The 25,789-nt window shown below is 38.8% G+C and carries 25 protein-coding genes and 1 pseudogene; 3 read left to right on the top strand and 23 right to left on the bottom strand.

Features of this window, described 5'->3' with window-relative positions; genetic code table 11:
• Positions 1 to 48 precede the first annotated feature (48 nt).
• The 7 genes from MHB44_RS06055 to MHB44_RS06025 form a co-directional block, all read right to left on the bottom strand.
• Positions 49 to 2,343: a DNA translocase FtsK gene (locus MHB44_RS06055; RefSeq protein WP_341301970.1), complete on the bottom strand. Its 2,295-nt coding sequence runs from the start codon at positions 2,341 to 2,343 to the stop codon at positions 49 to 51.
• Between the two features lie 284 nt (positions 2,344 to 2,627).
• Positions 2,628 to 4,295 carry a ribonuclease J gene (locus MHB44_RS06050; protein ID WP_341301969.1) on the bottom strand — a complete coding sequence of 556 codons (1,668 nt, stop codon included), beginning with the start codon at positions 4,293 to 4,295 and terminating at the stop codon, positions 2,628 to 2,630.
• 402 nt (positions 4,296 to 4,697) lie between these two features.
• Complete coding sequence (dapA, locus tag MHB44_RS06045; RefSeq protein ID WP_341301968.1) at positions 4,698 to 5,597, bottom strand: 4-hydroxy-tetrahydrodipicolinate synthase; 900 nt, start codon at positions 5,595 to 5,597, stop codon at positions 4,698 to 4,700.
• A 13-nt stretch (positions 5,598 to 5,610) separates the two neighbouring features.
• Positions 5,611 to 6,648 (bottom strand): aspartate-semialdehyde dehydrogenase, encoded by a 1,038-nt coding sequence (locus MHB44_RS06040; RefSeq protein ID WP_341301967.1) that lies wholly within the window; start codon positions 6,646 to 6,648, stop codon positions 5,611 to 5,613.
• An 82-nt stretch (positions 6,649 to 6,730) separates the two neighbouring features.
• Entirely contained in the window at positions 6,731 to 7,321 is a 591-nt protein-coding gene (locus tag MHB44_RS06035; RefSeq protein ID WP_341301966.1) for a dipicolinate synthase subunit B, read from the bottom strand.
• Positions 7,315 to 8,094, bottom strand: a complete 780-nt coding sequence (locus MHB44_RS06030; RefSeq protein WP_341301965.1) for a dipicolinate synthase — start codon at positions 8,092 to 8,094, stop codon at positions 7,315 to 7,317. The genes MHB44_RS06035 and MHB44_RS06030 overlap by 7 nt, the downstream gene beginning before the upstream one ends.
• A gap of 9 nt (positions 8,095 to 8,103) precedes the next feature.
• On the bottom strand, positions 8,104 to 8,367 hold the full coding sequence (locus tag MHB44_RS06025; RefSeq protein WP_053993973.1) for a sporulation protein, YlmC/YmxH family: 264 nt from the start codon (positions 8,365 to 8,367) through the stop codon (positions 8,104 to 8,106).
• A gap of 141 nt (positions 8,368 to 8,508) precedes the next feature.
• On the opposite strand from MHB44_RS06025, the gene MHB44_RS06020 reads away from it, so the two are divergent.
• From MHB44_RS06020 to MHB44_RS06010, 3 genes are read left to right on the top strand one after another with little or no spacing between them, the layout of a single operon-like run.
• On the top strand, positions 8,509 to 8,886 hold the full coding sequence (locus MHB44_RS06020; RefSeq protein ID WP_341301964.1) for a GntR family transcriptional regulator: 378 nt from the start codon (positions 8,509 to 8,511) through the stop codon (positions 8,884 to 8,886).
• Positions 8,887 to 9,729, top strand: a complete 843-nt coding sequence (locus MHB44_RS06015) for an ABC transporter ATP-binding protein (protein WP_341301963.1) — start codon at positions 8,887 to 8,889, stop codon at positions 9,727 to 9,729.
• A gap of 2 nt (positions 9,730 to 9,731) precedes the next feature.
• A complete protein-coding gene (locus MHB44_RS06010; RefSeq protein ID WP_341301962.1) occupies positions 9,732 to 10,358 on the top strand; it encodes an ABC-2 transporter permease in 627 nt (208 codons plus the stop codon).
• Between the two features lie 95 nt (positions 10,359 to 10,453).
• Here MHB44_RS06010 and MHB44_RS06005 read toward each other — a convergent pair whose 3' ends face one another.
• From MHB44_RS06005 to MHB44_RS05930, 16 genes and pseudogenes are all read right to left on the bottom strand, one after another.
• On the bottom strand, positions 10,454 to 10,762 hold the full coding sequence (locus MHB44_RS06005; protein ID WP_341301961.1) for a hypothetical protein: 309 nt from the start codon (positions 10,760 to 10,762) through the stop codon (positions 10,454 to 10,456).
• Between the two features lie 339 nt (positions 10,763 to 11,101).
• On the bottom strand, positions 11,102 to 11,305 hold the full coding sequence (locus MHB44_RS06000; RefSeq protein WP_341301960.1) for a pyridoxamine 5'-phosphate oxidase family protein: 204 nt from the start codon (positions 11,303 to 11,305) through the stop codon (positions 11,102 to 11,104).
• 20 nt (positions 11,306 to 11,325) lie between these two features.
• Complete coding sequence (locus MHB44_RS05995) at positions 11,326 to 12,549, bottom strand: pitrilysin family protein (protein WP_341301959.1); 1,224 nt, start codon at positions 12,547 to 12,549, stop codon at positions 11,326 to 11,328.
• A 104-nt stretch (positions 12,550 to 12,653) separates the two neighbouring features.
• On the bottom strand, positions 12,654 to 14,768 hold the full coding sequence (pnp, locus tag MHB44_RS05990) for a polyribonucleotide nucleotidyltransferase (RefSeq protein ID WP_341301958.1): 2,115 nt from the start codon (positions 14,766 to 14,768) through the stop codon (positions 12,654 to 12,656).
• 461 nt (positions 14,769 to 15,229) lie between these two features.
• Complete coding sequence (locus MHB44_RS05985) at positions 15,230 to 15,760, bottom strand: DoxX family protein (protein WP_341301957.1); 531 nt, start codon at positions 15,758 to 15,760, stop codon at positions 15,230 to 15,232.
• A gap of 244 nt (positions 15,761 to 16,004) precedes the next feature.
• Positions 16,005 to 16,274 carry a 30S ribosomal protein S15 gene (gene rpsO / locus MHB44_RS05980; RefSeq protein WP_008178982.1) on the bottom strand — a complete coding sequence of 90 codons (270 nt, stop codon included), beginning with the start codon at positions 16,272 to 16,274 and terminating at the stop codon, positions 16,005 to 16,007.
• Positions 16,275 to 16,420: 146 nt separating this feature from the next.
• Positions 16,421 to 17,368, bottom strand: coding sequence for a riboflavin biosynthesis protein RibF (ribF, locus tag MHB44_RS05975; RefSeq protein ID WP_341301956.1), 948 nt, complete (start codon positions 17,366 to 17,368; stop codon positions 16,421 to 16,423).
• Positions 17,369 to 17,380: 12 nt separating this feature from the next.
• Positions 17,381 to 18,292 (bottom strand): tRNA pseudouridine(55) synthase TruB, encoded by a 912-nt coding sequence (gene truB, locus MHB44_RS05970; protein WP_341301955.1) that lies wholly within the window; start codon positions 18,290 to 18,292, stop codon positions 17,381 to 17,383.
• 77 nt (positions 18,293 to 18,369) lie between these two features.
• Positions 18,370 to 18,711 carry a 30S ribosome-binding factor RbfA gene (gene rbfA, locus MHB44_RS05965; protein ID WP_341301954.1) on the bottom strand — a complete coding sequence of 114 codons (342 nt, stop codon included), beginning with the start codon at positions 18,709 to 18,711 and terminating at the stop codon, positions 18,370 to 18,372.
• Positions 18,712 to 18,788: 77 nt separating this feature from the next.
• Entirely contained in the window at positions 18,789 to 19,067 is a 279-nt protein-coding gene (locus MHB44_RS05960; RefSeq protein ID WP_341301953.1) for a DUF503 domain-containing protein, read from the bottom strand.
• Positions 19,067 to 21,328 (bottom strand): translation initiation factor IF-2, encoded by a 2,262-nt coding sequence (gene infB, locus MHB44_RS05955; RefSeq protein ID WP_341301952.1) that lies wholly within the window; start codon positions 21,326 to 21,328, stop codon positions 19,067 to 19,069. Before infB ends, MHB44_RS05960 begins: the two co-directional genes overlap by 1 nt.
• A gap of 14 nt (positions 21,329 to 21,342) precedes the next feature.
• Positions 21,343 to 21,651: a YlxQ family RNA-binding protein gene (locus tag MHB44_RS05950; RefSeq protein WP_053993961.1), complete on the bottom strand. Its 309-nt coding sequence runs from the start codon at positions 21,649 to 21,651 to the stop codon at positions 21,343 to 21,345.
• A complete protein-coding gene (locus MHB44_RS05945) occupies positions 21,648 to 21,926 on the bottom strand; it encodes a YlxR family protein (protein ID WP_053993960.1) in 279 nt (92 codons plus the stop codon). The genes MHB44_RS05950 and MHB44_RS05945 overlap by 4 nt, the downstream gene beginning before the upstream one ends.
• Before the next feature lie 136 nt (positions 21,927 to 22,062).
• The gene (nusA, locus tag MHB44_RS05940; RefSeq protein ID WP_341301951.1) at positions 22,063 to 23,202 is read right to left on the bottom strand and encodes a transcription termination factor NusA; all 1,140 of its coding nucleotides are present in this window, start codon (positions 23,200 to 23,202) and stop codon (positions 22,063 to 22,065) included.
• Positions 23,203 to 23,226: 24 nt separating this feature from the next.
• Positions 23,227 to 23,703 carry a ribosome maturation factor RimP gene (gene rimP / locus MHB44_RS05935; protein WP_341301950.1) on the bottom strand — a complete coding sequence of 159 codons (477 nt, stop codon included), beginning with the start codon at positions 23,701 to 23,703 and terminating at the stop codon, positions 23,227 to 23,229.
• Between the two features lie 583 nt (positions 23,704 to 24,286).
• Positions 24,287 to 25,690: pseudogene (locus MHB44_RS05930) on the bottom strand (PolC-type DNA polymerase III); the annotation flags it as partial.
• Between the last annotated feature and the right edge of the window lie 99 nt (positions 25,691 to 25,789).

Below are 25,789 nucleotides of genomic sequence, written 5' to 3'. Positions count from 1 at the left end.
AAATGGACAAAAAGTAAGAAGCAGCCTTTTTAATAACCTATTTTTTGTTTAGCTTTCATATTGATGGATAAGGACCTGGCGAGGCTTACTGCCCTCAGGTGGCCCAACAATTCCACGTTGCTCCATTTGATCGACAATGCGCGCAGCCCTTGAATAGCCGATGCGGAAGCGGCGCTGAAGCATTGAAACAGAGGCGGTTTGCATATTGACCACTAATTGGACAGCTTCATCATATAATTCATCTGTTTCCTCTAAAATTGTTTCCTCTTCAGTAGGAATCATTTCCTCCTGGTACTGCGCCTTTTGCTGTTCTATAACAAAATTAACCACTGATTCAACCTCTTGATCGGATAAAAAAGCACCTTGCACCCTTTTTGGCTTAGAAGCACCAGCAGGTAAAAATAGCATATCGCCACGACCAAGTAAGCGCTCGGCCCCACCCATATCTAGGATCGTTCTTGAATCAATGGCTGAGGACACAGCAAAGGCAATTCTCGAAGGAATATTCGCTTTAATTACACCTGTTAAAACATCAACGCTTGGTCTTTGCGTGGCAATAATCAAATGAATCCCTGCCGCTCGTGCCATTTGTGCTAATCGTGTAATGGAATCCTCCACATCATTGGACGCAACCATCATGAGGTCTGCTAACTCATCCACAATCACTACAATATATGGTAATTTCGGATGCTTTTCATCTGTTTGGTCATTCATTCTTTGGACATGTGCATTATAGCCTTCAATATTTCGCGTCCCTGTATGAGAAAATAGATCATAACGACGTTCCATTTCAGCAACTGCTTTTTTTAGTGCTTGCGAAGCTTTACGAGCATCCGTCACAACAGGTGCTAATAAATGAGGTATCCCATTATAGACATTTAATTCCACCATTTTTGGGTCAATCATCATTAATTTTACTTCATGTGGTTTGGTACGCATTAGTATAGAGACAATAATGCCATTTATACAGACACTTTTCCCACTCCCTGTTGACCCTGCTACAAGTAAATGAGGCATTTTATTAAGCTCTGCTAAAACAGCTTGTCCTGTAATATCACGACCTAACGCTACTTGCAATAAAGCTTCTGGCTTCGCGCCATCCTTCGATTCTAATACCTCGCGCAATGTCACAATGGCGACCTCACTGTTCGGTACTTCAATCCCAATAGCTGATTTTCCCGGAATGGGTGCCTCCATCCGAATATCTTTTGCAGCAAGCGCTAGAGCAAGATCATCTTGTAAATTAACGATTTTACTTACTTTTACACCTATATCAGGTAAAATTTCATATTTTGTGACAGCTGGCCCTAAATGAACCTGTGTCACCTTTGCCTTGACCCCAAAGCTTTGCAATGTCTGTTCAAGTTTTTTAGCATTTGCTTGAATGACCGAATATTCTCCACTTTGATCATGTTGAGGTGGTAATTGTAATAAATGATAAGATGGCAATTGATAATCTGCATTTTCTACAGCATCCGTACCTTGAATATGAACATCCTCCACTGCTTCTTCTAGTTCATTTTCCACCATAGGGGGAATATCAAACCCATCTCTCTCCTGTGACACGTTTTGTGTAAAGGCGGAAATAATAGGCTCATGTGAAGGCTCTTCCTCCTCATATACTGGATGATCAGTGGTTTGCTCCTCAGCAGCTATTTCATCTGTATGTTCTGCTCTCGAGCGACGATTATTTGGCTTTTTAGGTGTATTTTTCTTCTTTTCGTGGTGCCTTTTTCTCCATTTCCCAAATAAATCAGGCATTTTTTCCGCTAAATAAGGCACTAACGCTTTTCCTGTAACAAGGATTAAGCCAATAAAGAAAATAACCCATGCTACAACTTTTGCGCCTGTTGCTTCAAATAAAACATGCAAGCCACTATATAAAAGCGCTCCAAGCATTCCACCACCTAAAGCATTACTACGGTGAATAATACCCTCTGTATTGATTAAAATTCGCCATGATTCACGTAGCACAGAATCAGATAATAAACCACCTGATTTTGATAATTGCTCAAATAAGATCCCATGACTAAAAATGGTTAAGCTCATAATAATCAGCAGCATCCCCAGTATTAAGCGATCCTTCATCCCTACTTTTTTACGACCAATCATCAATAATAGTGCAATAAATACAAGCATAAATGGCACAGCAAAATACAGATTGCCTAAAAAAAACATAGCAATCGTTTGTAGCGTACGCCCAATCACACCATATTCAAAAATCATAATGATCGCTAACGCAATGAAGAGTAAACCTAGAATTTCATACATAAGCGGATGCATTTCTTTTTTCTCAGTTGTTGCTTTGCTTTTAGTCGCTTTTTTTTTCTTACTTACTGCCATCTATTTCACCTTCTTCTGCAATCCATTTTATTCCGAAAGCGTAGCGTCAAATACAGGCTGGAAGACCTCTTCTTCAAAGTAAGTGAGGACGGGCAGCCTGTAAAAAGCCGATTAGTAAAGCTAACAATCACTGGGGATGTCCGGAAGCCACCATTGATTGAAGGTTCACTTTATATATGCAGCATATCATAGCATGTAGAACCTGTTAATTTCAAAAAAAGGATTTTCCACCGTAATTGGGAGAAAATCCTTTCTTTTGCAAAGCTTTAATGATTACCTAATTCTTAATATTCCATAATAATTGGGATAATCATTGGACGACGCTTTGTTTTTTGGAATAAATACGTATTTAATGTGTCTCGAATTTCCTGCTTAATGTTTGTCCATTCAAATGTATCTTTGCCAACATATTTTTCAATGACATTTTTAGCAATATCAGATGCCTCAATCATTAATTCCTCTGATTCACGTACATAGACAAAGCCTCGTGATAATATTTCTGGACCAGAGGCAATTTTCTTTTGTGCTCGATTTAATGTCACAACGACAATGAAAATACCATCCTGCGATAATAATTTACGGTCACGCAGCACAATATTGCCTACATCACCTACACCGATCCCGTCAATTAAGACATTACCAGCTTGTACACGGCCACTCATACGCATTTTATTATTTTTATATTCTACGATATCCCCTTTATCGGCGATAAATATTTGTGATTTTTGCATACCCAGCTGCTGGGCTAGCTTAGAGTGAGCAATTAACATACGGTACTCGCCTTGCACAGGGATAAAATACTTAGGCTGCATTAAATTGAGCATAAGCTTTAAATCTTCCTGACTACCATGCCCTGATACATGGACATTTTTGCTGGAAGTCAAAATTTCAGCGCCTGCTTTTGACAGAGCGTTCATCGTATTCGCTATTTGCACCTCCATGCTAGGAGAAGGTGTAAATGTAATTAATACTGTATCGCCCTGCCTAATTTTAATATCACGGTGATGCTTACGAACAATTTTTTCTAAAGCATCCAGCGGCTCTCCTCTATTTCCTGTTGTAATAATAATAATTTCATCATCTTGATATTTTTGCATTTCTGAAATTGGAATAATTGTCTCTTCATCAACCGTTAAATGGCCTAGTTGAACACCTAAATCTACAGCTTTTTCTAAAGGTTTACCAACGATTACTACTTTACGGAATGACTTTTGAGCCTGAGCAAACACTTGTTGGATACGAATAAAGTTTGATGCATAGACAGCTACTAAAATACGACCTGGTGCTGAGTGGAATGTTTTTGATAATTGTTCTTCGATCACAATCTCCGATGTCGTGTAGCCTGGTCGCTCTGCTTCACACGACTCAGATAACAAAATAAAGACGCCTTCTTCCCCTAATTGGGCCATTTTTGCTAAATCAGGTTTAAATTTCCCTGTCGCGGATTGATCGAATTTAAACTCACCTGTATGAACAATCGCACCTTCAGATGTATGGAACACTACCCCTAAAGAATCGGGAATACTATGTGTTGTGTGGAAGAATGTTACATACGTTGAGTTAAAATTCATACGACTACGGTTGGTTACTTCAAAAAACTTTACCTGATAGGGTGCAGGTAATTCTTTTAAATGTTCTTTTGCTAGAGCAATGGTTAATTTCGATCCGTACACAGGTGCCTTTACTTTTTGTAACACATAGGCAATGGAGCCAATAGCATCTTCATGACCATGTGTTAAGAAAATACCTTTTACACGTTCTTTGTTTTCTTCTAAGTACGTAATATCAGGAATGACGATATCAATACCAAGCATTTCGTCTTCTGGGAACATTAAACCACTATCCACCACAAATAGCTCTTCGTCAATTTCTACTACGTACATTGCTTTCCCAATCTCGCCCACGCCCCCTAGAGGGATGATGCGGATTAATTCATTTTTCTTTTTTGTCAATTTATTTCCTCCTAAAAATATCCCGAACAGCAACCACTTAACATTTATTATACGGTTTGCACAGCTTTTGCACAAATTAAAAATACATGTTTCACAGTGAAAATAGATTTTCCTGTCATTTTAGACTGCTAGTAGCTGGAAAAACACAAACTGAAGGGCTTTTATTTAGTATCATCAAAGCCATTGATTGAAACAAGGAATAGGGTTGGCAATTACACTCTCTATCAATGCTCTTCATATATAGATGCTTATGAACGAGACTTGCACGCCGTAAAAATACTAAAAGACATTAAGCTTTAATGTCTCAATGCCTTTTGTTGAAATCTAAATTTGTTCATTATAAAAAGCTAGCAGAGAATCAGAGATAGGATCTGATTTTCCTGCTAGCCTTATTTCGTGCTGTTATCTAAAATTTTTCGCTTTTTCTTGATACGTATCCCAAATTCGGTCAAAGTTCGCCTTTTCTTCATTCGTCATTTCCATCATTGGCAGACGAACATTGAGTGTATCAAAGCCTAATTTAGTCATCGCATATTTAACTGGCGATGGGTTTGGTTGAGCAAATAGCGCACGTACTAGCGGTAATAATGCTCGATGAATTTTAGCGGCTAACTCATGGTTGCCTTCCTCAAACGCTTTAATCATTAACTGCATATCATTGCCTACAACATGGGCTGCTACTGAAATAATACCAGCTCCGCCAATTGCCATTAGCGGCAATGTTAAACCATCATCCCCACTATACACTAGGAAATCATCAGCAGGATCAACATTTTCAATAATATCGCCCATCTGATCTAAATTGCCACTTGCTTCCTTGATCCAAGCAATGTTAGGAATCTTGCTTAGGGCAACAGAAGTTTCATAGGAAACATTAACGCCTGTTCGCCCAGGAACATTATAGAGCATAACCGGTAATTTTGTTTGTTTCGCAATTGTTTCAAAGTGGGCAAAAATACCTCGTTGATTTGGCTTATTATAGTATGGTGCTACTAGCATAATACCATCTGCACCATTTTCCTCTGCCTTATGTGTCATCATAATTGAGTAAGCTGTTTCATTATCTCCTGTACCTGCAATAACAGGTACTCGACCTGCTGCTTTCTCGACAGTAAAGCGTACAACCTCAATTTTTTCCTCAGTTGACATTGTTGGATTTTCAGAAGTTGTACCGCAAGCAACAATACAATCTGTACCATTGTTGATTAAATGATTAATAATACGTTCTAATTCTGGATAATTAATTGTGCCATCATCTTTAAATGGCGTAATCATTGCTGTTCCAATTCGACCTAAATTCATCCTTACACCCCTCTTATAGTAAGTTATCCTCAAGCATTGCCTCTGCAATTTGAATAGAGTTTAATGCCGCGCCTTTTAATAGATTGTCAGAAACGATCCATAGATGGAATCCTTTTTTATTATCTAAATCTTGACGGATACGTCCTACAAAAGTAGCGTCCTCCCCTTCTGCATAAATCGGCATTGGGTAAGTTTGCGTTGTAATATCATCCTGCAATACCACACCTGGTGCATTGCGTAACACGTCAAAAATCTCTTCGACTGATACTTCTTTCTCTACCTCAATATAAACAGATTCAGAGTGACCTGAAACGACTGGCACACGAACGCAAGTAGCAGCTACTTTTAGTGCTGGTGCATGCATGATTTTTTTTGTCTCATTAATCATTTTCATTTCTTCGTATGTAAATCCGTTATCTGTGAATTTATCAATTTGTGGGATAACATTACGAGCGATTGGGTAATGACGTTTATCGCTAGCAGCTGGTAAAATATTCGCTTCTACATCTTTACCAGCTTCCCAGTTTGTACTTTGTGTTTTTAATTCCTGAACAGCAGAAATACCTGCACCTGAAACTGCTTGATAGGTTGAAACGATGACTTTCGTTAAACCAAATGCATGGCGAATTGGTTCAAGCGTAGCTACCATTTGAATCGTTGAACAGTTTGGATTAGCGATAATGCCTTTATGTTTGGCAAGGTCACCACGATTCACTTCAGGTACAACAAGCGGTACCTCTGGATCCATACGGAAATGACTTGTATTATCAATCACAACTGCTCCTCGCTTAGCTGCCTCTGGTGCAAGTACAGCCGATACCGAACCACCAGCGGAGAATAAAGCGACATTGACGCCTTCAAAAGCTTCAGGTGTCGCTTCTTCAATTGTATATGTTTGACCATTAAATTCGATTGGTTTGCCTGCTGAACGCGCAGAAGCTAAAAATTTAATTGATCCTATTGGAAATTTACGTTTAATTAATTGCTCCATCATTTTTGAGCCTACTGCCCCCGTTGCCCCAACAACCGCAACTGTTAACTGCTTTGTCATCTATCATCTCTCCTTGAATACAAGTTCCATAATGTGTGCTATTGTATCATAAAAATACTGAAAATTGTGTGTAATCTATAATTTATTTAAAATATTGTATCAATAGTGGTTGTAATTGTTTTTTTTGCGTAATTGCTGCATGAACAGTTGCCACCATTTGATCAAAATCAGCAATTAATGAATTTGGTTTTGTCTGGGGAGCATCCTGACCAAATGGGATAAAATAAATATTTTTAGCATTTAACAACTTCATAATATTAATGCCATTTAAACCAAGTGCATCATTTGTGGAAATTCCTAAAACAACAGGTGAACCATTACGCAATGTTGCCTTTGCAGCCATTAATACAGGGCTATCTGTTGCCGCATTGGCAAATTTGCTAATGCTATTACCTGTCATTGGTGCAATGACCATTGCATCTAATGGATTGGATGGTCCAAATGGCTCTGCCTCTTTAATAGAAGAAATCACTTTTTCACCTGTTAATGCCTCTATTTTTGCCACCCACTCTTCTCCCGTACCAAAGCGTGTTGCAGCATGTAGGACTGAATGGGTAATAATCGGAATAACAGTTGCACCTACATCAATAAAATTTTGAATTTTAGGTACAACATCTTCATACGTACAATGGGAGGCTGTAATACCTAGCCCAATTCGTTTCCCCGTTAACAATTTTCTTCCTCCTCTATAGCTTTGCACAATATTTTTGCTGCATCATGTGCAAAGTATTTCCCAGGCAATGAAGGCAATAATACATAAGTTTGCAATTGCTCTGCATCTATATCTAAACAACCAGGCTCTGAAGCTAAATCATATAAAGTGGCTGGAATATGCTCCCTAAATGACTCTGTAATCCATTTAGCTGGAATGGTATTAATAAAAATACTCTCATGAATCGACCATTGACGATCATCTAAATTTGTTGCTTTATAGCCATATGCTTTAGCTTCACTTACTTGCACAACAGAGCGTGCCACAATATGCACATCAGCACCCATCTTAACAAGTAAAGAGGCGAGCATTTTGGCGATGCGTCCAAAACCTGCGATTGTAAATTTTTGTCCGTAAATACATTTTTGCTCGAGTCCGTAAAACGTGGCGATAAATCCCTCCGCTGTTAATCGAGCATTTTGCCAAATAAAAGATTCTTGCTGCAAATAGCAAATAGATTTATTCTTTGCTAATAATTGCTTCCAATGCATGGTTAAACGACCTGTATAAAATTTAACTTGTGAAATGCCATATAACTGTTCTACTTCTATTTTCAATGGAAGAATAGGTAATACAATTTTATTAGGTTGAAATTCTAAAACAAGTTTATTTAACTCCTCATTCCAAACGGATGTTCTTTTATAAAACACTGTTCTCGATGGACTTCTAAGCATGGCTGCTAATTCCTTTAACCTGGAGTCTTCACCAATAACAAGCCACTTTTCGTTTTCCAAAAGCTCACCTCACTGTAAATATTCTGATTGTACGGTCGATGTCTTATTAAATAAAATACGATCTTCACCGATTAAAATAATTTCATGCCAAGGTATCATTTCACTAACCTTCATTTTCTTTTTTTGGAATGGTAATTTATCTTTCACAATTTCAAAACCATGTATTTTACCTGTTTGTACATCCAATAGACATTCTGTATGTGCCAAAATGCCAAAATGGACACCACCTTCAACTTGAATTAACTCCTTATCCACCATTTCAGATAGTAACATGCCTCATCTCCCTCCTTGAGCCGTTATCCCAATATATGCCGAGTTTTTGCAAATCGTGCCCCTACCTAAAGGAGGAATATATTGCATTTTTAACGGCAACTGTGTATTGTGTATATATACAATTGTAAGAGGTGAAGATTTGTGCATATCCATTTAAGCAATGCCAGTGATAAACCTATTTATGAGCAAATTACCATACAGCTCAAAGAAGCTATTCTGGCCAATAAACTACAGGCAGGTGATGCACTGCCATCAATACGTGCGCTGGCAAAGGATTTAAAAATAAGTGTGATGACGACCAAGCGCGCTTATGCCGATTTAGAACGAGACGGCTTCATCGAAACAGTTGCTGGGAAAGGCAGCTTTGTCACTGAACGCAATCAGGATTTTTTACGTGAGGAGTTACTTCGGCAGGTGGAGGAGCATTTGCAGAAGGCTGTAAGAATTGCTAAAACAGCCAGCCTATCAAAAGAGGAATTGCAGGAGCTACTATCGTTAATATTAGAGGGGGACACTTAAATGAATGCTATTGAAATTCATAATTTACACAAAGACTTTGAGAGCTTTTCTTTAAAAGATATAAGCTTTGCAGTACCTCAGGGAACTATCATGGGCTTTGTTGGTGAAAATGGCGCTGGGAAATCAACAACGATTAAATGCATGCTGAATTTACTAAAAAAAGAATATGGCGAAATCTTGCTTTTTGGCAAAGATATTGTCGAACATGAATTATCGATAAAAAACGACATTGGTGTCGTTTTTGACGATTTATATGTACCCGACACACTCAATGCGACACAGCTCGACAAAATGATGAAAAAGGTTTTTAAAGCATGGGATTCAGACTATTATTTTGAACGATTAATCCAATTTAACGTACCAAAGAGGAAGAAGATTAAAGAGCTATCGAGAGGAATGAGGATGAAGTTATCGATTGCCTTGGCACTGGCCCATCATCCAAAGCTTTTAATTTTAGATGAGCCAACAAGTGGACTCGACCCAATTATTCGCGATGAAATTTTAGATTTATTTTTAGAATTTATGCAGGATGAAACCCACAGCATTTTATTTTCTTCTCATATTACAAGCGATTTAGAAAAAATTGCAGATTATATTACGCTGATTCATAATGGTGAAATTTTATTGAGCGAAAGCAAGGATGTTCTTTTATACGAATACGGTATTTTCAAAGGCTCAAATGAGGAAGTAAACGACTTGCCAGAGCACGCTATTATACGAACACGCAATGGCACATTTGGTACGGAAGCCTTAGTGCTGAAAAATGAAGTGAATCAGGCATTTAAGCTTGAAAAGCCTTCTGTTGAAGATATTATATTATTTTATGTGAAAGGTTGTGTTTGATAATGGCAGGTCTTATTTTCAAAGATTTAATCATAATTCAGCGTCAAATCAAATCACAGGCATTTATTGTACTGTTTCTTCTTATAATGGCAATTGTTACACAACAAAGTGCCATCCTATTAACACTTGTTGTCTTTATTGTGACAATGCAAGCGATGATTGCCCTTACCTATGATGAACAAAGCAAATGGGATCGCTATGCCAATACACTCCCTCTTACAAAGGGGGATATTGTGCTTAGTAAATATATTCTTAGCTTTTTATTGCTGATGATTGGTCTAATTATTGCCTTACCTCTTGTTTTGCTTATTCATTTTTTCACACAGCAAGAAATAATCACAGACCTATTCCTCAACTTTTCACTAATTGCAACACTCGCACTTTGTCTATTAGCTGTATTATTACCGATTTATATTCACTTTGGCTCTATAAAAGGCCGCTTTGTCCTGATGGCTTTTTGTTTTATGCCTGGTGCTCTAGTAAGCTTATTTAAAGAGTACTTACCAAATATAACGATAACACTAGCAAATTTAAAGCAGTTTGTTTACATAACACCTTTTGCTGGTTTATTTATACTTTGGCTATCCTCTTTACTTGCAACAACTATCTACCAGCGAAAAGAATTTTAGGGGGCGATCCCAGACAGGCTTTATTATTTTTCGAAAATGCTCTTATTATATGGAAAGAGAAATTGCATAAAAATAGGCTGCCTTCACTAGGCAACCTATTTTTTATCAATCACAATATGGGTTAATGTATCCGTGATAGGGTCAATCGTAAAGGCTTTACCAAACCCAATAATATAGCGACCTTCAAGTGGTGTTAGTTCGAATGGAGAAAAATCGAGAGAGCGCAATATCACCAGCAAATTTGCATGGAATTTTTGATCAAAGGCTACAAATATTTCCTCATAACCTGTATTTCCTAAATATTGAGGCTGACATTGCCAGCGTGCTCTTTCTATTGCAAATGGATTTGCTGTTGCTGCCTCATCTGCGACACATAGTACCTCCACTGCCGTTGAGTGCTTCATTCATGGATAATGCTCAGCAATATGACTCATATACACTTGAACTACCCCCACTTGTAGAAGTGTGGGATTCCTGTGAACACTAGGCCAACGTCTAGTTATAGTGAAAAACTTGCAAGGATTGTACGTTGGACTCCGCTGTCTAGCGTACTGCTTGGTTTTCGCTTTTCGGCTAGATAGAGCGATAGAACGTTAAAGATTTTATATAACAGACGAACTTTCCTGTTACAACCTCCTATCTTCAGTTTTCAAAGAGCAATCTGTACAGGTTCATTAGAGCACATACGTTCTAATTGTGTGACAATTTAGGCTAACGCCTACCGACATTTATCTCCCATTTACTCACAGGGTGTCCCCTTCACGTTCCTTAAAGTGGGAGTCTTTTGTCGGAAAATGATAAAAATTACCATTTAGATAAACAGATGGTGTAGGGCTACTAAAAGGCTTTCCTTCCCCATCAACAAAGCTTAATACACATGTTTTTTTACGTTGGAGAAATGCTTTATAGTTTTGTATGATTTGTTGCATATCAAGCGGCTTTGACATACGATTTCTCCTTTAACGTTTTATTCACTCGGTCCAATAATTGAAATCGCTGGTTCGGCTTTTAAAATTTTCGCAATTAAGCGATCTACTGACTCCATGGAGATCGCATCAATGGACGCTAGTACCTCATCCACTGTACGATGCTTGCGATGCACAAGCTCACTTGTCCCATTGCGATTCATGCGTGCACCTGTGCCCTCTAAGCCAAGCACAAAGCTTCCTTTTAGCTGCTCCTTCGCATTGTCCAGCTCTTCCTCTGTTACACCAGCAGCAACAATATCCAATAAAGTAGCATCAATGGTATGCTGAAGCTGTCCTAGTTGCTGACGACTTGTGCTACCATAAATCGTAAAAGCACCAACGTCTGCATAGCAGGATTGGTAAGAGAAAATAGAATAAGCTAGCCCTCGTTCCTCACGTACTTCTTGAAACAATCGGGAGCTCATATTGCCACCGATAATACTATTTAGTGCAATAAAGCTATACATATCAGGGTCCTTGACACCAATTGCTGGATAGGAAATAGCTAGATGTGCTTGCTCTGTATCGCGTATTTTCATAATTTCCCCTGCATGAAACGTTGGATACGTTAAGACAGGCTCAATAGCAAACGGTGAAGGCTCGTATTGCCCAAAGAACTGTTCAATCGTTGTAAGAAGCTGTGGTGAGATATTACCTGCAACAGAAATAACAACGGACTTAGGACCATAATGCTTTGCCATATATTGTCGTATTGTTGCTGCTGTAAACGTTTTTAATGTAGTGGCTGTACCTAATATTGGGCGACCAAGGGCATCATTTGGATACATCACACTCCATAGCTTTTCATGGACATCATCATCAGGCGCATCTTCACTCATTAATATTTCCTCTAATACGACTTGTCGTTCTTTTTCCAATTCTTCTTCGGCAAATGTAGAGTTAAAAAACATATCTGCCAATATAGTAACAGCAAGTTCTGCATGATGGTCTAAAACCTTAGCATAATAACATGTATTTTCTTTGGATGTAAAAGCATTAAGCTCTCCACCAATTCGATCAAATTCCTCGGCAATTTGACGCGCTGAGCGAGTTGTTGTTCCTTTAAACAGCATATGTTCGATAAAATGTGTCATACCATTCTCTTCAGGCAACTCGTAGCGAGAGCCTGCATTGACAAAAATGCCTAAAGCTACAGACCTTACATAATCAATTTGCTCTGATACGATACGCACACCATTTTGGCATGTATGTACTTGAACCAATAAAATCTCCCCCACTTCTATCTGTCTCTCATCCTAGTAACAGTGCTCGCCTTTTTATGACTATTTAAAAAGACTGCGCATGAGACGCAGCCTTTGAATAATCATTATTTACCTTGTGTAGCGCGCTCTTTTTCTTCTTGTATCACTACTTTACGAGATAAATTCACACGACCTTGCTTATCGATTTCAATTACTTTCACAAGTAATTCATCACCAAGTTTTAAAACATCCTCTACTTGCTTCGTACGTTCCTCTTGAATTTCGGAAATGTGTAACAAGCCATCTTTACCCGGGAAGATTTCACAAAACGCACCGAATTTTTCAATACGCTTTACTGTTGCTAGGTAATATTCGCCTGCTTTTGCTTCGCGTACGATATCTTCAATAATTTGTTTTGCGCGTGCATTCATTGCTTCATCAGCAGAAGAAATATAGATTGTGCCATCTTGCTCTGTATCAATCTTAACGCCTGTTTCTTCAATAATTTTATTAATTTGTTTACCACCAGGTCCAATAACATCGCGAATTTTATCTGGATTAATTTTTACAATGACAATTTTTGGTGCAAATTCAGATAATTTTTGACGTGGTTCTGATAGTGTGGCAAGCATAGATTCTAAAATATGCATACGTCCTACTTTAGCCTGTGTCAGTGCCTCTTCTAAAATATTGCGAGATAAGCCATCGATTTTAATATCCATTTGTAAGGCTGTTACACCTTTAGCAGTACCAGCAACCTTAAAGTCCATATCACCTAGATGATCTTCCATGCCTTGAATATCCGTTAAAATAGAATAGTGCTCGCCTTTTTTGATAAGACCCATTGCAATACCTGCTACTGGTGCTTTTAATGGCACACCTGCATCCATCATTGCTAATGTTGATGCACAAATAGAGGCCTGAGATGTTGAACCATTTGATTCAAGTACCTCTGATACACAGCGGATTGTATAAGGGAACACAGATTCATCTGGAATAACTGCTTCAAGTGCACGCTCCCCTAAAGCACCATGACCAATTTCACGACGACCTGGTCCACGAATCGGGCCTGTTTCTCCTACAGAAAATTGTGGGAAGTTATAGTGGTGCATAAAGCGTTTTGATTCTTCCACACCCAAACCATCAATAATTTGTACATCACCAAGTGCTCCTAGTGTACAAATAGATAGTGCTTGTGTTTGTCCACGTGTAAATAGACCAGATCCATGTGTACGCTGCAATAAGCCTGTTTCAGAAGAAAGTGGTCGAATTTCATCGAGCTTGCGACCATCTGGACGAATCTTATCTTCTGTAATTTGACGGCGTACTTCTTCTTTTACCATCTTGTCAAGAATTGTATATACTTGTTTCATTGTTTCGTCATCTGCTTCTTGCTCTTCATAGGAAGCGATAACTCGATCTTTAACAGCTTGAATTGCCTCATCACGTGCGTGTTTCTCTATAGTTTGAATTGCATCATGCATATCAGTCTCACAAGTTGCTTTTATATCGGCTTTAATGGCTTCATCAATTTCAAACAGTGTCACTGGTAACTTTTCCTTACCAACCTCTGCCACAATCTGCTCTTGGAAGGCAATGATTTTTTTGATTTCCTCATGACCGAACATAATTGCTTCTAACATGATTTCCTCTGGTACTTCAAGTGCACCCGCTTCAACCATGTTGATAGCATCTTTGTTCCCTGCTACAGATAAATGAATTGTTGAGTGATTTGATTGCTCTACTGTCGGGTTTACAATGAATTCTCCATCAATATAACCAACTTGTACACCTGCTATTGGCCCATCAAATGGAATATCAGAGATCGCTAATGCTAATGATGAACCAACCATTGCTGCCATTTCAGATGTACAGTCAGGATCATTTGACATAACCATAGAAATAACTTGTACTTCATTACGGAAACCATCAGGGAACATCGGACGAATCGGACGGTCGATTAAACGGCTCGCTAAAATAGCTTTTTCAGATGGACGTCCTTCACGCTTAATAAAGCCGCCAGGAATTTTACCTGCAGCATATAGACGCTCTTCATAGTTAACTGTTAATGGGAAGAAATCAAGTGGTTTTGGTGATTTTGACATTGTTGCTGTAGCAAGTACAGAAGTATCGCCATAGCGTACTAATACGGCTCCGTTTGCTTGTTTTGCTAACTGTCCTACTTCAATTACAAGTGGACGGCCAGCCCATTCATAGGAATAGACTTTCTTTTCGTTCATTTAATGAACCCCTCTCTATTATAAAACACTTACTTCGTCTGTATGTACTAATAGTAAGTGTACCAAAAATGCTTGTTCTATGCTAAAAATATTTCCTAAAATCATCATACATGTAAATTCAGTTATTGCCAATTTATTTAAGATTTATTTCGATATTTTATTGAAAAAGCATTTTTATCCTTGTATACTGTAGATTTTTCTTTCATAGCGTTCTTCTTGATTAGTCATAACTGCTCCTTAGCACAATGTTTTTCAGGGGCAGATTTATCCAATAGATTTATTATAACATGTATAGTATCCTAATCGACTAAAGAATGTTTACACGAAAGGAAACGATCAGCAAACTCCTTATGCTATATAAGATTGTTAGCTATTTATTGGAGGAAATTCGCTCTCTATGAATCAGAAAATTTATGATCAGCCTCGTTTTATTGAAAGATTGTGACTAGAAGATCAGTCTACTATGTATTTTTAGATATAGTGTTTGTTGAATTACCACTTGTATTCGTTATTTTTAATTCTTCTCTAAACAATGGTATCACAAAGCGATCTAGTCCAAATTTACCCGCATTATAACCTGCAACAGCAATAAAGATGGATAGTAAAATATCCCAAGGATTACTGGATATCGTACCTGCTAATAAAAAAGCAAAATTCATTACCATGCCGAAAAATGCTGCATAGGTTGTTAAACAGCCAAGAAATAGTCCAAGCCCTACTAAAACTTCTCCCCAAGGAATCAGGATATTAATAAGCGGGGCATTTGGTAAAGCAAATGCTTCCACAAATTTCACATATAATGGATACATTATTTCTCCGTCACTACCACTTGTCACTGGATTTGCTACTGCATTTGCTAAAAAGCCAGTGGCATCAAAGTCATTTACTACTTTTCCCCAGCCTGCTGTCAGCCAATGCCATCCTAAGTAAATGCGAATAACGGTTAGGATACCAGCAACAATCGAATTTTCTCGTAATAGTTTATTAAACACTCAACTCACCCTTCTTTGTAAAACAATAGTATTAAATCATCTTTTATTTGTTCACAGTCTCCACGATGTTTGAATGAACGATAATAGATGCCTAGAATCTAACAATCTTGCATTCGGTATAAATCCTTCTTGGTTATCGTCTATTGCTCTATAAAAAGTTATGACTTTTCTAATGAACAAAATTATATGATAAAAAAGACTGTAGACAGTCTTAATATGTCTACAGTCTAAAACTTGCTATTAATTAGCGACGTAAGCCTAAACGGTTGATTAGTTCACGATAACGTTGTACGTCAGTTTCACGAAGATATTTTAATAAGTGACGACGGCGACCTACCATTTTAAGAAGACCACGCTCAGAGTGGAAATCTTTTTTGTGTGTACGTAAGTGTGTGTTTAACGCATTAATTTCTGCTGTTAATACTGCAACTTGTACTTCTGGTGAACCAGTGTCACTTTCATGAGTACGGTACTCAGCGATAATTTCGTTTTTACGTTCTTTTGTAATAGCCATTTATATGGACCTCCTAAATAATAATGTATCCCCATTAGCACAGTAAACGTTGGAGTCATCGATCTACCGAGCTAAGGTTAAGCAGTTATGCACTTATGAATATTACCATAAAATAATTGCTCAAGCAAGTGAAAACATTGCCCTCACTAAAGTTCATTGAAGTAGTGAATCGTTTCTTGTTTATCCTTTTCAATTTGGGTCTTTAGTGCCTCAATACCCTCAAATTTCCGCTCACTTCGAATACGTTTATACCAAGTGACATGCACTTCTTCCCCATAGATATTTTTATTGAAGTTTAAAATATGAACTTCAATGGATAACTGTTTATCGTTCGGATCTTTAAAAGTCGGTTTATAGCCTACATTACAAACAGCATCATACCAGGTATTTTGAACAAGCAAACGCACCGCATAGACACCGCTTGCTGGAATATACGTTCCCTCTAATGCTTGAATATTTGCTGTGGGGAAGCCTATTGTACGACCACGTTTATCACCATGGACAACAATACCACTGATCTCAAAGGGTCTTCCTAATAATGCTTTTGCAGCTTCCATCTCACCTTCTTGTAAAAGCTTACGAATACGGGTAGAGCTAATTTTCTCAACGTTATCGTTTTGTTTCTCAACAACTGTCACACCATAATCGCCATTACTCAATACACGCATCTCTTCCATTGTACCTTTACCAAATGCACCAAATGAAAAATCAAACCCAGCTGTCACATGTTGAATATTTAATGCACGAATAAATGTATCAATAAATGCGGCTGGTGAAAGCTTAGCAAAATCAGATGTAAAATGAACAACAAATACAGCATCCACCCCTAGCTCTTTGAAAAGCTGTAATTTCTGCTGTAAAAGTGTAATATAAAAAACTTTTTCATTGCGTCCACCAAGGACTAGTGAAGGATGTGGATCAAATGTCATCACTGCAGTTTGAATGTGCCGCTTGTCTCCCTCTTCCTTCGCTGCCTTAATTACTGCTTGATGGCCTCTATGTACACCATCGAAAAAGCCTAGCGCTAATGAATACGGCTGCATGCTTTCCCGTTGCTGTAATTGATGTGGGTATTTTAAATGAATGACCTCCATTGAAAAATCCTCCTACTCTATCATCGGAAACATTTTATGTGGCTTCATCAGCCCTTCCTTTGTAGGATGAGCTTGATAAACTGCCACTGCTTTGCCATTGATTCCAAACACAATTTTATCATGTCTCTTTAATAATGCATCTGCTGGCAGCACTTGTCCATTGAAAATTTCTTTTTCAAGAGCAGCAGTTATCTCTATATATGGATAGTCTGTTAATGCATACTCGACAGGTAAGATACAGGTTGCTATCTGCTCTGCCGCCATCAGCTCTGCAACCTGTGCTAATGTAAAGCAATTATCCTGTGTAAAGGTACCCGAGGCAGTGCGTACAAGCTCTTTCATATGTGCTGGATAACCGAGAGCCTCACCAATTTGTACAGCTAATGTGCGAATATACGTCCCTTTACTACAGGCGATGCGGACAGGAAATGTAATCTCTTGTCCCTCGTATCGTTCTAAATTATCTAAAAGCTCTAAAGCATAAATAGTGACCTGACGAGTGGGCCTTTCAATTGTTTCCCCTTTGCGGGCGTATTCATAAAGACGTTTACCATTGACCTTTACTGCTGAAAACATAGGAGGAGTTTGTTCAATAACCCCTGTTAATGAAGCTAACACCTCTAACAACTGCTCACGAGAAAACTTTTTTATTGTATGATTTTGCTCCACGGTTTCGCCTTCTGCATCCTCCGTTGTTGTAGTACGCCCAATTGAAATGATCGCCTCATAGGTCTTACCTGCATCTGTTAAATATTCTGCTATGCGGGTTGCTTGTCCAATACAAATTGGTAAAACACCCTCAACGCCTGGATCTAATGTCCCTGTGTGTCCAACTTTTTTCGTTCGCAAAATTTTTCGTAGCTTAAAGACACAATCATGGCTTGTCATACCCCGTTCTTTCCAAAGCGGTAAAATACCGTTCATATAGCTCCTCCCACTTGCTTGCTCTACAAGAAAAAGCCTGCCTGCATGACGATGCATGTGGCAGACTTTTTATTAGCTTATTCTTTGTGTAAACCTCTTAACAATGAATCAATACGGTTGCCATATTCAATCGATGAATCAAATTCAAAGATTAGTTCTGGTGTGCGTCGTAAACGAATGCGTGAGCCGATTTCTGAGCGAATAAAGCCAGAAGCTTTCACTAAAGCTTTTAGCGTTTCCTCTCGTTCACGTTCATTGCCTAAAGATGTAATATAAATTGTCGCTTGCTGTAAATCACCTGTTACCTCAACGCCTGTAACAGTCACAAAGCCAACACGCGGGTCTTTGATTTTACGGCCAAGAATATCACCAAGCTCCTTTTTCATTTGCTCAGCAACACGATTTGAACGTAGAGACATAATTTGTCACCTCTATTTCGATGTACGGATAGTTGTATACTCATTCCTCTATCGCTACCACAACTATCTACTATTACTTATAAATAGTCTCGCCACACATTTAGCTGTTCCCAAGATGGATTAGACTGTAAATAATGAAGCGCATGATTAATTTCCCGTTCGGCTGCCTCCTTTGATGAGGAAACAGCTACAAGGGCTAATTTTGTGCGCTGCCATACATTTTGATGGTCAATTTCCGCAATGGATATATTAAACTTTTGCTTTGTGCGTGTAATCATACGCTGTAAGACAGCTCGTTTTTCCTTTAACGAATGGGCAGTTTGAATCATGAATTCAACCTCTGCGTAAACAATCATTATACGCGTTTAATCTCTTCCATAATATAGGCTTCAATAATGTCGCCCTCTTTAATATCATTGAAGTTTGTAATCGTAATACCACATTCGTATCCTTTTGCTACCTCTTTTACTTCATCTTTAAAGCGTTTCAGTGTATCTAACTCGCCTTCAAAAATAACAACATTATCACGAATTACACGTACGCCAGAATCACGTGTTACTTTTCCTTCTATAACATATGAACCCGCAATCGTCCCAACTTTTGATACTTTAATTGTTTGGCGAACTTCTGCTTGACCGATGATTTTTTCTTCAAATTCAGGATCAAGCATACCTTTCATCGCTTGTTCAATTTCTTCGATTACTTTATAAATAATGCGGTGTAAACGAATATCCACGCCTTCCTCTTCTGCTGCACGTTTGGCGTTTATATCTGGACGTACGTTGAAGCCAATAACAATCGCATTAGAAGCGGCAGCAAGTGAAATATCAGATTCTGTAATTGCCCCAGCACCTGTGTGAATAATTTTCACATTAACGCCTTCCACATCGATTTTCATTAATGAAGCAGCCATTGCTTCTACAGTACCCTGAACGTCTGCTTTTACAATTAAGTTAAGCTCTTTCATTTCACCTTGGCTCATTTGTTCGAATAAATTATCAAGCGTTACGCGTTGTTTCTCTGAACGTTGGGCTTGAATGACTGTCATTGCGCGCGTTTCCCCAACTTGACGTGCTGTTTTTTCATCTTCAAAGACAACGAAACGGTCACCTGCTTGTGGTACATCATTTAAGCCTGTAATTTCCACTGGTGTTGATGGTCCAGCTTCTTTGACACGGCGTCCTTTATCATTGACCATTGCACGCACACGACCATGTGCATGACCAACAACGATTGGATCTCCTACTTTTAACGTACCATCTTGCACTAATAAGGTAGCCACTGAGCCACGCCCTTTATCAAGTTGAGCCTCAATCACTGTACCGATTGCTAAACGATCTGGATTCGCTTTAAGCTCGCCAACTTCCGCAACAAGTAGAATCATTTCTAATAGTGTATCAATGCCCTCACCTTTTAAAGCAGAAATTGGTACAAAAATTGTGTCGCCGCCCCAAGCCTCAGGCACTAGGCCATGTTCTGTTAATTCTTGCATCACACGGTCTGGGTTTGCTGATGGTTTATCCATTTTATTCACAGCCACAATAATTGGTACTTCAGCTGCTTTGGCATGATTAATAGCTTCTACTGTTTGTGGCATAACCCCATCATCAGCAGCTACTACTAAAATTGTTAAATCGGTTACTTTTGCACCGCGTGCACGCATCGTTGTAAACGCAGCGTGTCCTGGTGTATCAAGGAATGTGATTTTTTTATCACCTTCTGTTACTTGGTAAGCACCAATATGTTGCGTAATACCTCCAGCTTCGCCTGCTGTTACTTTTGTATGACGAATAGAGTCTAATAATGTTGTTTTACCATGGTCAACGTGTCCCATAATTGTGACAACTGGCGGACGTTCTGATAAAACTGCCTCGTTTACTTCTTCTGTCTGCTCGAAGTGTGTTTCTAAATCCGTAATATCCACACGAATTTCTTCTTCCACTTCTACACCATAGTCTGCGCAAATTAATTCAATTGCATCCTTATCTAATTCTTGGTTAATAGTTGCCATTACGCCAAGCATAAATAATTTTTTAATAATTTCAGATGGTTCACGGTGTAATTTTTTTGCTAGCTCTGCTACTGATAAAGATTCCACAAACGTAATTTTTTCTGGAAGTTCCTTTTGTTTTACTGGTATAGATGGTTGATGTGTTTTTGGATGGCGACGTTTGCCTCCGTGAATTCCTGGTTTTGGACGTTGGTTGTAGCCGCCGCCTCTGCGATTATTATTATTGTTATTTTGTGTCATATTTCTATTTTGATTACCTTTTGTATTCTTAGATTTTTCGTTAGACGAATTTGAATGTTGCTGATTATTTGCTTTCGGCTTAGACGTAGCAGATTGCTGTCTTTGCCCTTCTTGTTTTTTCGCTGAATGTTGCGTTTTTGCCTGACCATTTGCTTGAGGTTTTTGTGAGATATTTTGCGTTTGCTGTTTTGCTACATTTTTCACAGGTGTTGCTTTAAATGATTTGTCTAACTTTGCCACAGCGTCCTTTTCTAACATGGACATATGGTTTGTTACACTCACATTTAGTTTAGTTAGTGCTTCAATAACCTCTTTACTCGTTTTATTCACTTGTTTCGCATATTCATGAACTCTGATTTTGGTCATCTGCTCACCCCCGATTAGTTTTCGTTGAGTAGACTAGACAATTTACTTGCAAAACCTTTATCGGTAATCGCTAAAGCCACTCGGGCCTCCTTACCTGTAGCATGTCCTAGATCATATCGATCGCCAATTACATGATACTCAACGTTGTAGTACGTGCACTTATCTTGAATTTTCTTACTAGAGTTTTTAGAAGCATCGTTTGCAAGCAGCACTAGCTTTGCATTGCCATTGCGGACTTCCTTGACAACTAACTCTTCTCCTGAAATCACTTTACGGGCTCTTGCCGCAATCCCAAGCAAATTAAATATTGCTTGATTCTTCATAAAATTGACTCCCTACGAATCAGCAAAATAAGTTCCTCATAGATTTCTTCAGGAATTTTCACATCAAGCTGATGGCCTAATACATTTTTTTTACGCGCAATGTTAACCGCTTCCTCTGATTTAGAGACATAGGCACCACGCCCGGGCTTTTTTCCTGAGACATCTACACTTACTTCGCCCTCTTTTGAGCGAACAACACGTATCATCTCTTTCTTTGGTAGCATTTCTCCAGTTGCTACACATTTCCGTAGCGGTACTTTTCTATTTACAACCATAAGAATCACCATTCCTCTCTGAAGCTTGTCGTAAGAGGTGGACAAGTCGTGCTCTACTTGACGCTCTGACAGTATTCAGTCGGCGTAGGGGGCCCACTGAATACTGCCAGTTAACTTGTCACACGGGCTTTTTTATTTATTCTTCATCATCTCGATATAAGTCAACTGCTACTTCATCAAAATCACTATCTTCATCCTCAGCAGGTATGAACGTACTTGTAGCAGAAGGATAAATACCTAATTCACGAGCATCTGTTTCACTCTTAATATCAATTTTCCAGCCAGTCAGCTTTGCAGCGAGACGTGCATTTTGTCCACGCTTACCAATTGCTAGTGATAATTGATAATCTGGTACAACAACGGTTGTCGATTTTTCTTCCTCATCTACTTGCACATCTAATACTTTCGATGGGCTTAGTGCATTTGCGACAAAGACAACTGGGTCCTCAGACCATTCTACAATATCAATTTTTTCACCATTTAACTCATTAACAATTGTTTGTACACGTGCACCCTTTGCACCTACACATGAACCAACTGGATCAACTTCTTCATTATGTGCGTAAACTGAAATTTTAGAGCGATCACCTGCTTCACGAGCAATTGACTTAATCTCGACAATTCCCTCATAAATTTCAGGTACTTCCATTTCAAATAAGCGACGTAATAAACCTGGATGTGTACGAGATACAATCACTTGTGGTCCACGTGTCGTACGCTCAACTTTCGTAATATATACTTTAATACGATCATGCGGCTGATAAGATTCACCTTGGATTTGTTCATTGATCGGCAATGCTGCCTCTACTTTACCTAAGCCAACATAAATATTGCGAGCATCTAGACGTTCTACAACACCTGTTACGATATCATCTTCACGATCTACATATTGTTCATAGATTAAGCCTCGCTCCGCCTCGCGTACACGCTGTGTTACCACTTGTTTTGCCGTTTGTGCCGCAATACGTCCAAAGTTGCGTGGTGTTACTTCTTGCTCCACGATATCTTCTAATTGATAAGCAGGATTGATAATCTTTGCATCTTCTAAAGAAATTTGCAAACGCTCATCCTCTACCTCTTCTACAACATCCTTGCGTGAAAATACACGAATAGAGCCTTTATCTAAGTTTAAGTCAACTCGAACATTTTGTGCTTGGTTAAAGTTGCGTTTGTAAGCTGTAACTAATGCTGCTTCAATAGCTTCAATTAATACATCTCTCGAAATTCCCTTTTGCTCTTCTAGCGCATTTAGCGCATCTAACAAATCACTACTCATTTTGTTTTCACTCCTAAATATGCATTATGCTGAAAAATCAATGGCTAATCGTGCCAATGCGATTTTTTCTTGTTCAATTGTTACGGTTATTTTACGTGTTTTAATGCGCACTTCCATCACCAATGTATGCTCATCATATGATGTTAAGTAGCCTAGGAATTCCTTCATGTCCTTAATGGGCTCATAGGTTTTTACATAAATAAATTTGCCAATTGCTTTTTCAAAATCAGCATCTTTTTTTAGTGGACGCTCTGCTCCAGGTGAAGAAACTTCTAAATAATAGTTTTGTGTAATGGGGTCTTTTTCATCCAATAGTAAACTGAGTCGCTCACTGACTTGAGCACATTGATCAATATCAATGCCACCTTCAGGCGTATCAATATAGACACGTAAGAACCAGTTACGTCCTTCTTTTATGAACTCAATATCGACTAGTTCAAGGTTTAACTCATCCACAATTGGTTTAGCGAGCTCTTCAATTAAAGCTGGTACTTTGCTCATTATTTCCTCCTGTATCTATCAAATTCTAATGAACCATAATTAATTACGCCCCAGCGTAATTGTGTCTGGATTTTTTCGAGCTCGCTCGAAAAAGCTCCTCTTCAAAATCTATGACATCCGCCGGGGCTTTTATCTTGATTCAGTGGGCGTTTGGACACCTACTGAACAGAGGTAAAATAGGCATTCCTCTCCTTCCTCCTATAGAGGGAAGAGGGCTTCTGTATGTGCCGCTGACGCTTCGCTTTCGCGCAAAAAAGATGTGCTGCTGACGCTTCGCTTTCGCGCAAAAAAGATGTGCTGCTGACGCTTCGCTTTCGATACAAAAAGAATTTGCTGAATCAAGATAAAACAGAAATTCCACCAGTTGCTTTGGTGAAATTTTACGGTCTTACCTGCTGTTAGTCAAAATTTGCTTTGCTACGGTATAACAACAGAAAAGAGCGGGAAGGTCCCACTCTTTTGCTGGAAAAATATCAACAAATTATTACCATTAGGATAGCACAATTCATTACACAATGCAAACTCCTTCATTAGTAAGGCAATAATTTTTTAGAAGCAACGAACGTTAGCAAGTCTATTCCCCTTAGAACAGGGATAGCTGATTGGCATCAGGCATACCTTCTAAACAGCCGAGTTGATCCATATATTCAATCAATGTTTTCGAGACACGGCCTCGTTGCTGTAAATCTTCCTTCGATAAAAATTCCCCATCTGCACGAGCAGCTACAATCATTTTCGCAACGTTTGTCCCAAGCCCTGGGATGGCATCAAAAGGTGGAATCAAAGAATTGCCATCAATGACAAACTCACTTGCTTGCGAACGATATAAATCAACTTTTTGGAAGCTCATCCCACGTTCACACATTTCTAGTGCAAGCTCCAGCACAGTTAATAAGTTTTTCTCTTTTGTCGATGCATCCAAGCCCTTCATATTGATTTCATCAATACGCGCACGAAGCATCTGTGAGCCTTGAACCATTGCAATTAAATCAAAGTCATCTGCACGTACTGTAAAATAAGCTGCGTAATAAAGAATTGGAAAATGCACCTTAAACCAAGCAATCCGTACCGCCATTAATACATAGGCAGCTGCGTGAGCCTTAGGGAACATATATTTTATCTTTTTACAGGATTCGATATACCAACCTGGGACATTTTTAGCGAGCATCTCCACTTCAAATTCCTCAGTTAAGCCTTTCCCTTTTCGTACAGATTCCATTATTTTAAATGCTAGTGACGGTTCTAGCCCTTGGTATATTAGATATACCATAATATCGTCACGACAGCCAATTACTTCTTTTAGTACACATGTACCACTATGAATAAGCTCCTGCGCATTACCAAGCCATACATCTGTACCGTGTGATAATCCTGAAATTTGCACAAGCTCTGAGAATGTGGACGGCTTTGTATCCTCAAGCATTTGACGTACAAAACGTGTACCAAATTCCGGGATACCTAATGTACCTGTTTTACAGCCAATTTGCTTTTCTGTAACCCCTAAAGATTCAGGGGAGCTAAAAATTTTCATGACCACAGGATCATCTGTTGGGATGGTTTTTGGATCAATACCTGATAAATCTTGTAACATCCTGATCACGGTCGGATCATCGTGTCCTAGTATATCAAGCTTTAAAATATTATCGTGAATGGAATGGAAGTCGAAATGAGTTGTCCGCCATTCAGCATCCTGTGCATCCGCAGGGTACTGCACTGGAGAGAAATCATAAATATCCATATAATCAGGCACAACAATAATGCCTCCTGGATGTTGCCCTGTTGTTCGTTTTACTCCCGTGCAGCCTTGCACTAATCGATCTACCTCTGCACCACGAAAATGTAGATTATGATCACCTGCATAGCCCTTTACATAACCATATGCTGTTTTCTCTGCAACAGTACCGATTGTGCCAGCACGATACACATACTCCTCTCCAAAAAGCACCTTTGTATAGTTATGAGCCTGTGGTTGATACTCACCAGAAAAATATGACGATAGGTAAGCCTTTGAAATTATCACCAGCTTTTCCCCCGTCCCACACCGTGCATGAGGCTTTCACACTCACACGGCGTTCCATCGTTAGTT

It is taken from the genome of Lysinibacillus sp. FSL H8-0500 (assembly GCF_038051955.1).
Classification (GTDB): Bacteria; Bacillota; Bacilli; order Bacillales_A; family Planococcaceae; genus Lysinibacillus; species Lysinibacillus macroides.
Note: the sequence above shows the minus strand (reverse complement) of the source record. Positions and strands in the feature narration are given on the sequence as shown.

What these genes read in the sequence shown, in the direction of transcription:
- MHB44_RS06005 (WP_341301961.1), bottom strand. Translation starts at nt 10,762, where the DNA reads ATGAAGCACTCAACGGCAGTGGAGGTACTATGTGTCGCAGATGAGGCA.
- truB (WP_341301955.1), bottom strand. Translation starts at nt 18,292, where the DNA reads ATGAACGGTATTTTACCGCTTTGGAAAGAACGGGGTATGACAAGCCAT.
- MHB44_RS05950 (WP_053993961.1), bottom strand. Translation starts at nt 21,651, where the DNA reads ATGAAGAATCAAGCAATATTTAATTTGCTTGGGATTGCGGCAAGAGCC.
- rimP (WP_341301950.1), bottom strand. Translation starts at nt 23,703, where the DNA reads ATGAGCAAAGTACCAGCTTTAATTGAAGAGCTCGCTAAACCAATTGTG.
- MHB44_RS06000 (WP_341301960.1), bottom strand. Translation starts at nt 11,305, where the DNA reads ATGTCAAAGCCGCTTGATATGCAACAAATCATACAAAACTATAAAGCA.
- MHB44_RS06025 (WP_053993973.1), bottom strand. Translation starts at nt 8,367, where the DNA reads ATGTTACTATCTGAAATGGTGGATAAGGAGTTAATTCAAGTTGAAGGT.
- MHB44_RS06015 (WP_341301963.1), top strand. Translation starts at nt 8,887, where the DNA reads ATGAATGCTATTGAAATTCATAATTTACACAAAGACTTTGAGAGCTTT.
- dapA (WP_341301968.1), bottom strand. Translation starts at nt 5,597, where the DNA reads ATGAATTTAGGTCGAATTGGAACAGCAATGATTACGCCATTTAAAGAT.
- rpsO (WP_008178982.1), bottom strand. Translation starts at nt 16,274, where the DNA reads ATGGCTATTACAAAAGAACGTAAAAACGAAATTATCGCTGAGTACCGT.
- MHB44_RS06055 (WP_341301970.1), bottom strand. Translation starts at nt 2,343, where the DNA reads ATGGCAGTAAGTAAGAAAAAAAAAGCGACTAAAAGCAAAGCAACAACT.
- rbfA (WP_341301954.1), bottom strand. Translation starts at nt 18,711, where the DNA reads ATGTCTCTACGTTCAAATCGTGTTGCTGAGCAAATGAAAAAGGAGCTT.
- nusA (WP_341301951.1), bottom strand. Translation starts at nt 23,202, where the DNA reads ATGAGTAGTGATTTGTTAGATGCGCTAAATGCGCTAGAAGAGCAAAAG.
- MHB44_RS06040 (WP_341301967.1), bottom strand. Translation starts at nt 6,648, where the DNA reads ATGACAAAGCAGTTAACAGTTGCGGTTGTTGGGGCAACGGGGGCAGTA.
- ribF (WP_341301956.1), bottom strand. Translation starts at nt 17,368, where the DNA reads ATGGAGGTCATTCATTTAAAATACCCACATCAATTACAGCAACGGGAA.
- MHB44_RS05960 (WP_341301953.1), bottom strand. Translation starts at nt 19,067, where the DNA reads ATGATTGTTTACGCAGAGGTTGAATTCATGATTCAAACTGCCCATTCG.
- MHB44_RS05945 (WP_053993960.1), bottom strand. Translation starts at nt 21,926, where the DNA reads ATGGTTGTAAATAGAAAAGTACCGCTACGGAAATGTGTAGCAACTGGA.
- infB (WP_341301952.1), bottom strand. Translation starts at nt 21,328, where the DNA reads ATGACCAAAATCAGAGTTCATGAATATGCGAAACAAGTGAATAAAACG.
- pnp (WP_341301958.1), bottom strand. Translation starts at nt 14,768, where the DNA reads ATGAACGAAAAGAAAGTCTATTCCTATGAATGGGCTGGCCGTCCACTT.
- MHB44_RS06010 (WP_341301962.1), top strand. Translation starts at nt 9,732, where the DNA reads ATGGCAGGTCTTATTTTCAAAGATTTAATCATAATTCAGCGTCAAATC.